The 14,011-nt window shown below is 43.1% G+C and carries 11 protein-coding genes; 3 read left to right on the top strand and 8 right to left on the bottom strand.

Features of this window, described 5'->3' with window-relative positions:
- Positions 1–3 precede the first annotated feature (3 nt).
- The 6 genes from KJ365_RS04580 to KJ365_RS04605 all read right to left on the bottom strand — a co-directional run bounded on the left by KJ365_RS04580 (position 4) and on the right by KJ365_RS04605 (position 9,349).
- Positions 4–4,512, bottom strand: a complete 4,509-nt coding sequence (locus KJ365_RS04580; RefSeq protein WP_214450452.1) for a LamG-like jellyroll fold domain-containing protein — start codon at positions 4,510–4,512, stop codon at positions 4–6.
- Between the two features lie 303 nt (positions 4,513–4,815).
- Entirely contained in the window at positions 4,816–6,579 is a 1,764-nt protein-coding gene (locus KJ365_RS04585) for an Lnb N-terminal periplasmic domain-containing protein (RefSeq protein WP_214450453.1), read from the bottom strand.
- 60 nt (positions 6,580–6,639) lie between these two features.
- A complete protein-coding gene (locus KJ365_RS04590) occupies positions 6,640–7,119 on the bottom strand; it encodes a DUF3015 family protein (protein ID WP_214450454.1) in 480 nt (159 codons plus the stop codon).
- A 259-nt stretch (positions 7,120–7,378) separates the two neighbouring features.
- On the bottom strand, positions 7,379–8,110 hold the full coding sequence (locus KJ365_RS04595) for a hypothetical protein (RefSeq protein ID WP_214450455.1): 732 nt from the start codon (positions 8,108–8,110) through the stop codon (positions 7,379–7,381).
- A gap of 172 nt (positions 8,111–8,282) precedes the next feature.
- Positions 8,283–8,696 (bottom strand): GGDEF domain-containing protein, encoded by a 414-nt coding sequence (locus KJ365_RS04600; RefSeq protein WP_250884015.1) that lies wholly within the window; start codon positions 8,694–8,696, stop codon positions 8,283–8,285.
- Positions 8,693–9,349 (bottom strand): hypothetical protein, encoded by a 657-nt coding sequence (locus tag KJ365_RS04605; RefSeq protein WP_214450456.1) that lies wholly within the window; start codon positions 9,347–9,349, stop codon positions 8,693–8,695. Before KJ365_RS04605 ends, KJ365_RS04600 begins: the two co-directional genes overlap by 4 nt.
- A 391-nt stretch (positions 9,350–9,740) precedes the next feature.
- Between KJ365_RS04605 and KJ365_RS04610 the strand changes: the two genes are divergently transcribed.
- Positions 9,741–10,388, top strand: a complete 648-nt coding sequence (locus tag KJ365_RS04610) for a hypothetical protein (protein WP_214450457.1) — start codon at positions 9,741–9,743, stop codon at positions 10,386–10,388.
- A 126-nt stretch (positions 10,389–10,514) separates the two neighbouring features.
- Here the strand turns inward: KJ365_RS04610 and bamJ are convergent, their stop codons facing one another.
- Together bamJ and KJ365_RS04620 are read right to left on the bottom strand one after the other, a co-directional pair.
- On the bottom strand, positions 10,515–10,985 hold the full coding sequence (bamJ, locus tag KJ365_RS04615) for a BamJ family beta-barrel-assembly machinery protein (protein WP_214450458.1): 471 nt from the start codon (positions 10,983–10,985) through the stop codon (positions 10,515–10,517).
- Positions 10,986–11,101: 116 nt separating this feature from the next.
- On the bottom strand, positions 11,102–11,416 hold the full coding sequence (locus tag KJ365_RS04620) for an asparagine synthase-related protein (RefSeq protein WP_214450459.1): 315 nt from the start codon (positions 11,414–11,416) through the stop codon (positions 11,102–11,104).
- Positions 11,417–11,565: 149 nt separating this feature from the next.
- On the opposite strand from KJ365_RS04620, the gene KJ365_RS04625 reads away from it, so the two are divergent.
- Both KJ365_RS04625 and KJ365_RS04630 read left to right on the top strand, forming a co-directional pair.
- Positions 11,566–12,699 (top strand): FAD-dependent oxidoreductase, encoded by a 1,134-nt coding sequence (locus KJ365_RS04625; protein ID WP_214450460.1) that lies wholly within the window; start codon positions 11,566–11,568, stop codon positions 12,697–12,699.
- A gap of 533 nt (positions 12,700–13,232) precedes the next feature.
- Positions 13,233–13,796 (top strand): lectin-like protein, encoded by a 564-nt coding sequence (locus KJ365_RS04630; protein WP_214450461.1) that lies wholly within the window; start codon positions 13,233–13,235, stop codon positions 13,794–13,796.
- Positions 13,797–14,011: the final 215 nt, after the last annotated feature.

Below are 14,011 nucleotides of genomic sequence, written 5' to 3' on the forward strand. Positions count from 1 at the left end.
TGCTTACAAAGATTCCCGCCAGTGTAAAAAGCGATCATCTCCTCTAAATAATCCAAACGTTGCCACCGCTGTTGGGTTTTCATCAAATACACCGTCGTTATCCCAATCATACTTAAGCCAATCATAAGTATCGTACGTGACGCCCAACTGCCCTTGATTACCCGCACCTGGTGCGACAAATTGGATGGCTTGCGTTTGCCCCGAAACAAAGCTACCGGGGCCACCGATAAGACTTGTTAGGGCTGGGTCAAGACTGATATTGGTTAAGCTAATTCTACTGGCAGAATAGCTGGTACAGTTATTATCAAGGCTAGTAATAAATCGGTTTGTGTCAAAGTGCTCGGTTGACATAATTTGTGGGAAGTTAGAGGTTTCTGGCCCAAAACTGTTTTCTAGCACTTGTCTGCCAAAGCGAATTTCTAGACCGGTAGGTGAGAGTGCTTGTGTACTAATGGCGCTGACATTATCAGGGTCCACAATATTGGCTACTGACATATCAATATCTGCAATAAACGGGCTGACTAATGCATTGGTCGAGCGCACGTAATAAAAATTATCCGCGTCGGATAGTTGATAGTGTAAAACGCCTCTAGGTAGCGCCACGGTGTTAGGCAGCGCGGTTAAGTCATTTTGACTGATAATACCCGCATTTAGGTTGGCAACGACCGGAAGGTTAATACCATTAACCCCCGTTGCTACTTGGTCTGCGCTAGGTGGTGCAATACTAATATCAGAGGGGCGCAGCTTCATAAAATCATTGGCGCTTCCTTGAGTATCTTGGAAGTAATTTTGCGTGATATTGCCCTGCTTATTAAAGGCAGTAATGGCCATTATCGGATTGCTCAAGTAAGAAATAGCACCAAGGGTATTGTTGCTTTCGTTGCGCTGCCCGCTATAGGCAAAAAAGCCGGTATTAAGGCCACAACTAGCGGTTAACACCCCATTATCTGCAACCGTTTGGGTAAAATAATGCGGTACGAAACGTCCAATATTTATGCTGCTCGCTGGGATAGTAATTCCGGCATTACCATAGTTGCTATCTTGCACATCTAGATTGATCACGCCTACTTCTGAATAAGTCGCGGCGTTGTAAAGTGACACGCCGTTACTAAAACTATTTAAGGTCACATCTTGGAATGATGCGCCCACACCCGCGCTAATAGGCGGGCTGGCGGAATACTGGAAAGTACCGTTCGCGCTGCCGGCTAAGCTAGGTGCAACACGATTAAGCTGAAACTGCATTTGCCCAGGCTGATAGTTTTGCGTGATGGCTCTAGGTGATGCACCGTTGTATGCAATGACGCTTAAGTCAAATTCATCACCCGCGCCATGAGTTATCGCTGCGTTCGCATTCGCTCCATTAATAGAAACTCCAGCGGCGCTGGCGCTCACCACTAACTCCGTTGGGCTCACCCAAAATGTGTTGCTGTTACCGCGAAGGTTAATACCGCCAATGTTATAGTTTGCCTGAATGCGAATTTGCCCTGCATCGTTATAGATTGGGGTAGGGAGGGTTGCAATACTATCGGCCCCAAAGCTCAAGCTAACGGCGGTAGTCGATGGATGCTTGGCAATGGTATTGCCAGATACTGTGAAATTTAGTCCACTTACACCACCTGGCTGAACGTTTTCTTGCGCCAGTTCAACGCTTTGATTACCTGTGAAAAGTGCTGAGCAAACGCCATTATTGTTTTCAACTGCCTGTATTTTTAGTGTGTCGGCAAAGGCAATGCCTGATAATTGATTGGGCACAACAGGGCTGTTAGTAGCGCCGTAAAGGAAGCGAAAGCCAGCGTCAGTAAACTCCATATCGCAAGAGTTGCCGCTGCCATCGATACACTCAACAGGGTTTGACGCCAATATAGACGTATTAGTCAGCGAGTAGGTTAATATATCTGGTGTAGTTTGGTCGACATTGACGTTAGTGCTACCGGTAAAAGAGAGTGTCTCAATTAACGCGCCATCAGCCAAAAAGTCTAATGTAACTAATTGCGAACTCAAGTTAGAGCAGCTTTCGTTGGCACACGCTCGTATTGTGACTGACTCGGTATCGCAAGTAAGGCCTTGTCCATCATGCACAATTTCGTAATGATGAATAATCTCACTTTGCACCGCGCAAGTTTGATTAGTGAAACTGCCAGATAGGGCAATGCCGCCAACGACTTCAGTGGTATGGCTATTGTCAATGTCATTATCGCCATCTTCAACAATACTGAAACCTACATTATTTGGCGATATTGAACAGCGTTTTACCCAGCCGCCATCGCCGCCATCGCGTGTATTTTGGCTTGCTACAACCAAAGGGTTAGTGCTGTATGAACCGGTGAAATCATAAGTTCTGCAGTTAATTACACCATTTATATTATCGGGTGTGACAAAGGTTTCGTAACCAATGTCGTTGGTTAGTTGCCCCTGAGCATCACTTGTAACCGCCATATAAGCTATAACCTCGTTATTTGTGATATCTCCAGTATTTGTTTCTGCGCGCTCAAGCGCAATATCAAATCTGTTGTTAGTTACATTATCAACTGTTGTGGCTAAAAAAGGCTCGGAGATGGGAAAGGGGTTGCTCTCATTGTTCATGGTTTGAATGGAGGCAATAATCGCGGGGTTTTGTGTAAAGCCTAAATCGCTTATTGATACTCTATCGAAAGCGCTCCCAGGTAGTCTGCGTGCTTGAGATGTAATAGTTTGCACTGAGCCTATGCGCATCATAGCGCCACCGTCTAACTCATAGTCACCCTCTGGTATTGCGATAAAATCGACAACTTGAGATAGGTTACCTTCTGGTGTGTTCGGGTTCGCTCGTTCGGGCGATTCTACTTGCGCGATCTCAAAACCGGTTGTGCTGACATTACGAATCCTAAGCGCTAAATAATCAGTGGCACTTGCGGTCGCCGGAATGCTAAACACGCGAGGAACTTGGGAAAACGGCCTATCAAAACATACAGAAGTAAACCCAGGTTCGTCAGAGGTATTGCGCAGCGTAACTTGGCCCGCTTGCAGTTCAACAGGGCAGGCTCTTGGTGTGCCGTCGGCGTTGTTTCGTGCCAATTGATTGTTATAAATAGTGGTAACTTGGCTTTGCGATATCACCGAGTCATAAACGATAAATTCGTCTAGTTGACCTATGAAATTCGTTGTACTTGAGCTTCCCTCTATTCTGCCAATGCTTGAAAAAGAGGTTGTAACAACCCCCGTTTCACTCAGTACTGTGTCATTTAAAACACCGTTAACGTACATTTCGGCCTGTCCACTGACGCTGTCCCATGTCATCACAATATGACGCCAAACGCCATCATTGATAGGGGTGCTAGTACGCGCTGCTGCGCCATTGCCTTTTTGCATATTTAAATGCCCAGAGCCGTCCAAAAAGCCCCAAAAAATATCGTCAGCGCCACCGGCTTGCTCATTACCGGTTATTCCAGGGGCAACCCATGGGGTATTATTGCCCACTTGGGTAGTATTGATCCAAAATGACAGGCTGGCGCTGTCACGAAGATAGGCATCGATGCCGTTTGCTTCTATGTAGTCTCCCGTGCCATCGAAGATTGCTGCGCTGCAAATTTGACCGGGGCGAACTGTTGACGCATCGCCTATAGCTTGTCCATTGACGCTATTGATAGACGTATCTACAACTTCACCTGCAAGGCCCGTCCAGCTATTTTCATCAAATCGATAGTTGAGCTGCTCAGTTGATAATGGGCAACTGCGAGCACTACCATCATAGTTAAGCCCTGCGTTTTGATTATCATAAATGGCTTCAATATCGCTAGCGGATATGGCTTCATCAAAAAACAAGAGCTCGTCTATCAGGCCATCAACACTTTGATTGGGATCGAAACTACCGCCAATGCTATCTTGTTCTTGCCCTATAATGATACTGGCGATGCTCAAAGAGCCCGTGTTTAAGGTAACGCAGCCCTGAAATACTTTGTCGCGATATAAGCAGTTGTTCGTTCCGCTTCGCGTCCAGACTAAGTGATGCCATGTATCATCGGCGATAGACGACATGCTTACGGAGCCATTCACAGCATTCTGGAGGTACGGACTGAAGCTTGTATGAGCTGACCAAAATATCAATTCGTTAGCGGCACTGCTCCCAGCGCCCGAAACATAAGAGCTAAACCCCGTTTTTGTAGTTTTTGTCCACAGCGAAATCGTAAAATCACTTACTCCATCACCAATGGCATTGTTTAATTCAACGTAATCACTGGTGCCTGTGGCACTTAAATCTAACGCGTTGCATAGCTTCCCAGTGGTGGTGCTTGCCGAAAAAGCCTGCCCATCGAGACCGCCTATACTGTCTATTACGGTGTTGGAAGGAGGGGTGTATTCGATTTCATCAAAGCGGAATTCGGATGTGGGGGTGCTTAACACAGGCGCACCCTGAAATGCGGTGGCTTTGTTTAAGAATATGACATGACTTACAAACAGCAATGCGCATACCATCGGCAATGAGACACAGCCGCGGGCGCGCGTGCGCCGATGCGCCGCAAAAACGGTCATCATCTGCAATGCTTTTGTTTTCGCTACGCAAGGCAAAAGCTTGCTAAAAACCATAGCTTGAAATGAGAAAATCATACCCATTAATAACGCATACTCACTTGTTTTAAAATGCGAAAAACGACAAAGCCCCTGCGCATTAACACAGCAGCTCGTATAAAAAGTGCTACTTCTTATATAGTTATATCGTCATGAGTAGCTAAATGTTGAGGGTTCAGTGCGGCGTTTCGCATACCTAAACAAGCTCAATTTGCGTTTGTGTATAGAAAACTTTCACTCAGTTAAGCGTTACACAAACATATGCTCATTTTAAAAGTAATGGTGATAGGTCAGCGAAAGCGTCCTACCGAATAAATCTTGCTCCAAGGTTGCAGAAATAGCGCTTGAATTGTTCACTTTAACATTTGCAGCGATTTCAAGGTTTACGCCTTGCTGACTTGCTTGGTAAAAGCCAAATTCATGCCCGACGCTTATCATCATATTCACATTATTGTTTTGCTCGCTGACCATCGTAACGGTTGGAACCACGAACATACTGCCGTTGCTAGCTACATTGTTACGGATACCGCCTTTGATACCGTATTGCAGCCACGTGTTTTTACCCGCAAAATACACATCGCCTATATAGCCGCTTGCAGATAATACATCATCAAAGCGGCCCATATCATTATATACATTGCGGTAATTAACGTTGAGACCCCATTCGAGCTCATTGTCCCCGTATAGCCCAGTTTTACCAATTTCGCTCTTGTGCACATCCACGATATCAATTTGGTCGAGTAAAATCTCTTCACCTATAAACAAAGAAGTTTGTAAAAAAACTAGTTTGCCACCTGCAGATACATCATCTGCTCGATCTGTTTGAATATAGTGAGCAGGACGAAAGGTCAGTCTCATGCCATTTGCATCACCTAAATTGGTAAAGCCAGCAGATATCATAATGGGCGGACGTTCGGTCAAATCCTTTTGAGCAAAACTCGAGTTTTCATATGCTTTACCGGCTGAGAAAAATAACCTTAACCTTTTTATTTTGTTCAGCATCATCTTGTCTACGTCTTCATCAAGATGGGCATACGCGTAAAACAGCAGTGCTTCTGAAATTTCTTTGGTAATGTGTTGCGCAATTTCAGGCACTTCAACACCCGCTTGGATTTTCGCGATTGCTTCTTTTATCAGGGCTCTGGTAGCAGGTTCAGCATCAAAGTAGAGTTGTGAAAACTTGGTCTTATTGGCAGGCGTATAATCAAATCCTGTTACCAAATTATACTGCTGCAAGTATGCAATAAGGTGTACCGGATAAAACAAGGGTTTTGTTCCAATATCCGCCATATCGGGCAGTGCGTATAAAAACCGATATATTTCGTAGGCACAGTTTCTATGTGTAAAATAATAAGTAAACCTACTGCTCTGCAACTCATAAAGATGCAAGCTTAAAAACAATTTGTTTTGTTCGCTTAAGGCTAGTTTGTATTCATATAAATCGCGCCCTTCAAGCTGCAGATAAGCATGACTTTGTTTGTAATAAGAAGTAGAAGTGTATTGAGTTTCGTAACTACCAAACAAGCCCTTGAGCATATATAAAACGGGGTTTTCTCCTTCCGGAACATTTGCACCGATATTGAGCGTTTCGTTTGCTAGTTTTGTATCTTTTCTTCCTAGTTTTATAAACATATGCCCAAAGTATGATGCAGGGTTTCCCATGTATCCGGCGGCAAACACAATGGATATATCTTCTAAATCCTCTACAAAGGGAGACAGTTCAGGACACAAGGCGTAGTCAGGCTCAGGCAAATCTGTAGTATTCGATTGCATGACAAGATAGCGAGCTGGGTATTTGCAATAATATGCTGACAGCGTGTGTGCTTGTGCTAGCGTGTCGAGATGCGTTTTTAGCGCCTTAATCTCTTCAGTAGGCACAAAGGTTTGTGAGTCAGCACTATATAACGCTGGCTCAAGAAACTCACTTTTAAAGGTATTTGCGCCAACAGGGTGGGCATGCATTACGCGTGTAAACTGATCAATAAAACCATCAGAGATACTACTAGCATGGAGAGTTGGTGAAAATATTGCCACAAAAGCACAAATAAGGGCCGATAAAAATCGGCCCTTTGAACATACTTCAAACATCGATAATTATGATTGAGTCGAGCAGCTTTTCGCAGCGTTTGTGCTCATAACATTTAGATATAAGCTTTCTGCTTTTTCTAAACGTGTTTGCGAGATTGAAAGATCGCTTGTCGCGATGTTCTGGCGGACTTCAGCGGTTAACGCTTTAGCTGTATCACTATCGCACGACATGATATCTGCTAACGTATCGATGAACTCACCTTCACCTTGAATCATATCTTGCTCTAGAGATTCATACGTTTCGTTAATAAATACGGCAGTCTTGTAAGTAGAACCACTGCATGTTTCTGGGCTAGCAGTAGCTGAGACAACAGCTGTTGTTCCTACATCCCAAATTACGTTAGACGTAACGGCTGCCCATGGTGTGTTTGCAAATAGTGCCGCACCAATACCACAATCTTTATATGGGTTTGGACCTGTTTGCTGACTTAAAGCGCTGGTTGAAAGAAGGGCAAGTGCGATTGTTCCTATAATGTGTTTCTTCATTTTTTATCCTTAAATGAGTATTTTTATATGACCAAATCAATAGGTCGGACTTGATATTACAGATAAATTTTTTCAGTGCAATAAAAAAATAATCAGGAAACGTTTTCATTTAAGAGCAGAAGCATACGGTGGTTAATACTGGTGTACTGCACTGATATTATTGATAAATATTACACTTCTGCTAAATAAACACTCGCAAAAATTGGCATATCAATACTGTGCTAAAAGCATTAGCAGCCTCAACAATAGCGTATATTACTTAGCGACTCAGACCATAGTCTTTCTTCACATCTAAGACACGCAGACCGAGTTCTAACACTTGAATGGTATCAACACTGTTAAACTGAATTTTACAATCGGCTTTTATCATTTCTTGCCATACGTAGCGCAAGCCGTCAGGGCGCCGGCCTTTCCAAAACTCTTCCGATTTATTGATATACGCTACTACGGGCTCTACATGCCCATCGCTATACATTTGGCGAACTAAGTAAAAATCTGGGCCGAAGGAGCTTAATACGGCGGAATCGCTGATCTCAATAGATTTCAATAGCTCTTCAAAGGCTTCGTCGCGTTTGCCGGTTCTGTAAGCTATCCAAGCTCTTGCAATACCAACGGCGTGGGTTTCGCTGCTGAAGCGATCAAAAATGTTGCCGGCAATTTGTTGCTCGACACTGAGGGCGTCGGCATGGTCGAATACGAGTGCTATTTTTGCGGTCACGTCCTCAACTGGATCAAACTGAGCGCTATATTTAAGGTGATGGCTTAAGTCGCTGATAACTTGATAAGGATTATCACTTGTTTGTGCACTGCGCACATAATCTTGCCATGTGCTGGCCAGTAATCGTCTATTTTTGGCCTCGTCAGCAGCGAATTGTGCTTCAATGTATTGATGATAGTTTGGGTCTTCGCATCCCAATGCATAGTCGGCATATACGCTTGGGGAAAATATATAACAAAGCAAAACGGCAGCACAGGCAAAACCTTTCATCATTATATTATCCATTCTAAGTATCATGTTTGTTTGTTTGTACTTAAAATACATGTTCAATGATCGCTGCGTAAGATAAAAACTGATGATTTTCTAGCAAGGGCCGTGAATCTAACATCGTTGAAGTCGCTGAGCGGTGCTCAACAGCAATAAGTAAGCATTACACTATTATCTATTAGGCGTTAACTGCAAAAAAGGGATTTATGCCATCATGTAACGCGCGATTTCTGCCAGCCGCTTTTGCTTGGTATAGCAATTCATCTGCACGTTTTAATGCACTTTCACATTCTTCAGACTGTTTGAGTTCAACCAAACCAGCGCTAAATGTCACGGTAAACTCATGAGGCTGAGCTACAAACTTGGTTTGAGAGAAGCGCAATTTGACAGTGTCCAATAGCTGAGCCGCATTTTCGAGTGTGGTGTCGGGTAACAATAATATGAATTCCTCACCTCCCCAACGAGCGACGGTATCACGCCCTTTTGTGTTCGCTCTCAATGTTTTGGCGAACTCCATTAGGACCTTGTCACCAGTGTGGTGTCCATATTTGTCGTTGACGTGTTTGAAGTGGTCAAGATCTATCAGAATCATAATGCCAGAGGTGTTCTCCTGCTCCCATTTTTCAATGTGTTGCTCAACACCGACAGATTGGTAATGCCTGTGAGCGCATCTGTCACAGCGATTTTAAAATGGGACTCTGAGCTAAGTTGCATTTGATAATAAGAGTGTCGTCGTACCCATTCACTTGTGCAAATCATAAACAATAGGGCTGTTTGTCCAACTATAATTCTAAGTACATGAGAAGGGGGGTAAGGATAAACAAATGCGAAGTCTGATGTTAAAAAATAAGTTTGCGAGCCTAAGTATAGCAGTATAAAAACGACGGCTAAATAAGGCCCTAAACTGAGAACCATCAGCGTTGCAATAAGAAATGAAAAGTAAGGACCAGCTCCTTCAACACTCCCAGAAATGACAAGATAGTTCGCTAGTAGCAGCATTATGACTGCTAGCACGAGTGTCATTTCATGCACCCAATTAAATGAATAAGTTAAGATCGCTGCAAGTAGAATGAATACGATAACGGTAGTTAAAACAATCGCCAATGGTAGATTTTGGTTAAGGTAAGCAAGAGTACAAAAAAAGGTGAGTACCGCACCGCCAACCGAAGTAAATGCATAGATAATAAGAGCTTTTCCCTCCTCTTCTATTTTATCCGTCACTTTAGTAACGTCGATTTCGTACATGTATATTATTTACTGTAAAAAAACTTACGTTGAATGAGAATAGAACATAAATAACGACTTCACAAATTATCGTGATGCGCCCATTCTAATCAGATTAAGAACTGCTTCAATGATGAGGCGGTTAGGCTTAAGCATTAACTTCATCAATATGTATTTGAACATTTAGACGTAATGTCATCGGTGATTATAGAGTTCAGAGAGCTTGTGTTACCCCATTTGCTTGGGCGGCTGGCATAAAAAAACTGTCAGCTTTATTTACAACAGTCACTATTCATTTTATGTAAAGACTATTTAATATTAAAAAAACAATTAAATACAACAACTTACGATTGTTTGCGTATAGGGCGCGGAATATGCATAACACGGTCACTACTATAAAAAGGAACATAATATGAACGTCTTCTCAAAGTTAAGTTTTATCACAATAGTTTCTGCCCTCCTGTATTCTTCATTCACAACTGCTGCAATAGTCGAATACGACAATGACAAATCTGGCTTTGATGCAGCAATCGCTAGTATGGACACCACTGTAATCGATTTTGAGTCTACGGCGTTAGGCACTTCAATTACCAACCAATTTGCCAGTTTAGGGGTTAGCATGAGTGCTACTCCAAACGGTTTAACAGTCCAGGATGATGTATTTGGCTCAAATCCAATAGGCAATCGCGCTTTACGAGTCGAATGGAACGGCTCAACTCAAAGTGTTGCAACCTTGGATTTTGCAGCGCCCATCTCATTTTTTGGTGCTTATTTCATCGATAATAGGGCGTTAGTTAACACTTCAATTGATTTATATAATGCAGGCGTTTTTGTCGCAAGTGTCTCAACCACAGGTGAAACAGGTAATAGTGCCGAGTGGTGGGGGGTAGTGGCCAATGCTGGAGAAACATTTACCCAAGCGGTATTTACAACAACAGCTAGTGGCGATGGCTTTGGTATGGATAATCTAACGTTTAGCACCGTAGCAGTGTCGTCTCCGGCAGCACTAACGATGCTGGGTTTGGCGTTAGTTGGTTTGTTTTTTACAAGACGAAGTTAAGATAAGCGTATCGGTTTATAAATTTACATCCAGACCCGCTGTTAGCGGGTCTTTCTTAAATGGCTCATCTGGTTTAAATATCTACTTTTCTTAGAAACACAAACGTGCTCACCCCATCGGATTTTGTTATTCAATCCCTAGTAACTCAACTTCAAATACCAAGGTTGAACCAGGCTCAATGCTTCCGGCGGACTTGTTGCCATATGCCAGCTCAGCAGGTATGAAAAACTTAAATTTATCGCCCACTACCATTAATTGAACGCCTTCTGTCCAACCTTTGATGACGCGGTTTAATGGGAAGCTAATGGGTTCGCCTCTTTCTACCGAGCTATCAAATACAGTGCCGTCTAGTAGGGTGCCGTGGTAGTGCACTTTTACGGTGGACGACGCAGTGGGGCGCTGCTGTCCGTCGCCTTTTTGCATTACGGTGTATTGTAAGCCCGAATCGGTCTCGATGACTTCTTCACTGAGTTTGTTTTCAATTAAAAATTGTTTGCCTATTTCTAAGTTGGCTTCAGCTGCTTTTTTATTGCTGGCGCTTTTGATAAAGAAAAAGATAACAAGCGCGACGATGATGGCGACTGCAACATACTTCATGTGATGACCTCGTTGTTTTTTCAACAAATTAAAGCATCTGTAAGCAATAGACAACTAGTAAAGCGATTGCATCGACATTAATTGTAAACTGCCAATGTATTGCAAAATACAGCGCGTTAACACATTTGAAACTTGTCATGCATAATGACTGCGCTCGCGACTCGCTGCAAGCCTGCTTCAATGGCGATCCTTTTGTCGTCTGGGCATTGAAATAAGTTATGTAGCGCCATCTGAGCCATTTTTATGTCGTAAATAGGCTGTTCTTTTGCCGCTTGAGATGCAAAGGTATCGTGATAAAACGCCAACATTGGGTCTTTCTTATCCCGAGAAGGAGGGGTTGTAAACGGATGCTTTTGACGATTGTAAACTTGAGGAATCAACACGTCTTTCGTCGCCTCGCGTAACACGTGCTTTTCTTGTCTTTCATCCAACCGTTAAATAGTCTGTTTTCTTGCGGTGAATGTTTCTAGACCTCTCAGCACAGGATACTTTTGCTAAACATTGCTGATTGTAAATTTATTTGTACCTTGCTAGGTTACTGTATGACAGACTTCCTATTTTTAAATCTAAGGTTTTACACATGCGCTCATTTGTATTTTTACTTGCAGTTGTATTGTTTATGCCGGCAGCTCAGGCAACAGATAAACTGTATGCGTCTCCCCCTGACCAAAGCATTGTGAAAAACGAAGTTGGCAAGTATCGCCACATAGTTGGTTTACGCCCTGGTCGAGAAGGTGGGTTTAGAATAGAAGCTGAAACCTTAAGCTCACAAACAGTGGTGCACAATTATGGTCACGGTGGCTATGGCGTGACGCTATCACCTGGAAGCGCAATCGAAGCTATCAGCCTTGTGGAAGATACGTTTAACGACAACACCAAAGTAATCGTCATTGGGGCTGGTGTGAACGGCTTGACGATCGCCTACATGCTGGCGCAGCGCAATATCGAGGTAGAAGTGCTGACTAAAGACACGTATCCCGACATAGTCTCAGGCGTTGCCGCGGCGCTCTGGAACCCCTACGATATTTCTGCTTCTGATGAAAAAAGCTCACAACGCCTTTTTAAAATCCAAGCAGACTCCCTAGATTGGTTCAGCGGTTTAGTGAGTGAAGAAGCTTGGGGCATAAGGCCCGTTGAATTATTTGTGCCCACCAATAGTCTTCTGGTGTCGGAAGTACATTTTTTCCTTCCCTTTGAACAAACGCCTGTCAAGTGGCATAAAACACTTCCAATAGAAGGATTTACAATAGGTGGGTATCAAGCCTCCACCTTTTTTATCGATACAAGCATGTATGTGCCACGGCTAATGGCCGCATTAAAGGATATGCAAGTACCGATAACCAAAAAAGAAGTTGAGAGTCTAAGTGAATTTGTAAAATCTATTGATGAAGATGTCATTGTATTTAATGCATCTGGCTTGGGAGCAAAGTGGTTAGCAGCCGATGATGCTGTATATCCCATTCGCGGAGATTTATGCGTGTTTGATGAGCAAAAAATAAGTGCCGATTTGAAAAACGACTATGTGTTGATGTGGGGAGAGCGTCCAGACTACATGTTTACTCGAGTTTCAAATGAACAGCATACTGGCCAATTCATTTTTGGAGGAGTGTACGAAGCCGGAGATGGGTCGACGGTCATAAAGACGAAGTATTGCGATAGAACGTTAAACAGTTATTTGGAGTTTATCAAAATGGCTTCTAAGCCAAAAGGGTAGTGCAATACGCACAACCTAAGTATTCCTGAGCCGGCAACTATGTCGGCTTGTTGTGTCGGTTTCCCTGTTTATTTTTCCATTAAAATAACTACCCCCATCCACACAAACAAACGATTTAACTCAACCCAAGGCTTCTTTACAGGCAGGTAATGTTTAACAAATCGAAAGTACTCCGAGTAAACCTCCCGAATATATAAAATATGCTCCACGGCCATTGATAATGGCTGAGTGCGAATATTGTTGATACCTATATGTTTGCGCTACATCGCGAGGCCAATTGATGAACTTGGCAAGTAACAGATAGGGCCTGATTTTTCTTTAAACGCAGTATTATTAAGAGTACTGAGTCTATATACTCTCATTTTTTGATAAAGAATTAGCCGCTAGACGATGTACAATATATAATGTTTATGGTGTCAGCTAAATTTACAAACACATAGGGCTGCAATTATAAGTATATGATTATAATGGAATATTATATTGGCTCGATTTTTGCAGTTCATGGAAGGTATCGAAGTATGATGGAAGTAACGATGTTTAAAATTTGTAAGAAATTAGTGGTTTGTCTGGGTTTAATCTCGTTAGGTGTTAGCAACGCAGTAGCCAGCCCAATATTTACTTGGACAACTGAGTCTGGTGGCAACGGTAACTCATATCAGTTGGTGTCTGCACCACGCATAACGTGGCATGATGCTAAACTAGCAGCAGAGCAAGCAGGCGGGCACTTAGCAACTATTACAAGTCAAGCTGAAAGCGATTTTGTTTTTAACCTCGGCGTTGGAGACGCACAGTACTGGTTAGGTGCTTTTCAACCTGCTGGTTCTATGGAACCGATTGGTGGTTGGCAGTGGATCACTGGTGAAGAGTGGAGTTTTACTAACTGGGCTAGCGGTGAGCCAAACAATGGTAGCGGCGGAACGGAAGACGCACTTGCATACGCGTTTTTCAGAGGTGATGGCAGTTGGAACGATGCCCCTTCTACTTATCGCAATTATACAAATGGGGGCTACGTGATTGAATACGTGCCTGCACCAGCAACAATATTTCTCTTAGCTCTAGGCGTGATTGGCGCGAGTTTTACAAGAAGATATTTTTAGACCATATTAAACAAGGTCATACCAATAAGGGGCTCTATAGGGGCCCCTTTTCTATTAAAAGCACTTCAGCAATAAATCTCTATCATACGTTCAATGTTTTAATCAGCCTTAAGACGGCAGCTCGCAAATTTGATTGACGGTCTATATTAGTACCGAAAGTGATCGTCGCCGCCGGCTAGCCTTGTTCATTGGCTAAAGCATGAGACATGTATGCG

Origin of the sequence: Glaciecola sp. XM2 (assembly GCF_018595715.1) — a bacterium.
Taxonomy (GTDB): domain Bacteria; phylum Pseudomonadota; class Gammaproteobacteria; order Enterobacterales; family Alteromonadaceae; genus Glaciecola.

Coding starts and splice junctions, on each gene's coding strand:
- KJ365_RS04580 (WP_214450452.1), bottom strand. CDS start 4,512: ATGATGACCGTTTTTGCGGCGCATCGGCGCACGCGCGCCCGCGGCTGT.
- KJ365_RS04590 (WP_214450454.1), bottom strand. CDS start 7,119: ATGAAGAAACACATTATAGGAACAATCGCACTTGCCCTTCTTTCAACC.
- KJ365_RS04595 (WP_214450455.1), bottom strand. CDS start 8,110: ATGATGAAAGGTTTTGCCTGTGCTGCCGTTTTGCTTTGTTATATATTT.
- KJ365_RS04600 (WP_250884015.1), bottom strand. CDS start 8,696: ATGATTCTGATAGATCTTGACCACTTCAAACACGTCAACGACAAATAT.
- KJ365_RS04605 (WP_214450456.1), bottom strand. CDS start 9,349: ATGTACGAAATCGACGTTACTAAAGTGACGGATAAAATAGAAGAGGAG.
- KJ365_RS04610 (WP_214450457.1), top strand. CDS start 9,741: ATGAACGTCTTCTCAAAGTTAAGTTTTATCACAATAGTTTCTGCCCTC.
- bamJ (WP_214450458.1), bottom strand. CDS start 10,985: ATGAAGTATGTTGCAGTCGCCATCATCGTCGCGCTTGTTATCTTTTTC.
- KJ365_RS04625 (WP_214450460.1), top strand. CDS start 11,566: ATGCGCTCATTTGTATTTTTACTTGCAGTTGTATTGTTTATGCCGGCA.
- KJ365_RS04630 (WP_214450461.1), top strand. CDS start 13,233: ATGTTTAAAATTTGTAAGAAATTAGTGGTTTGTCTGGGTTTAATCTCG.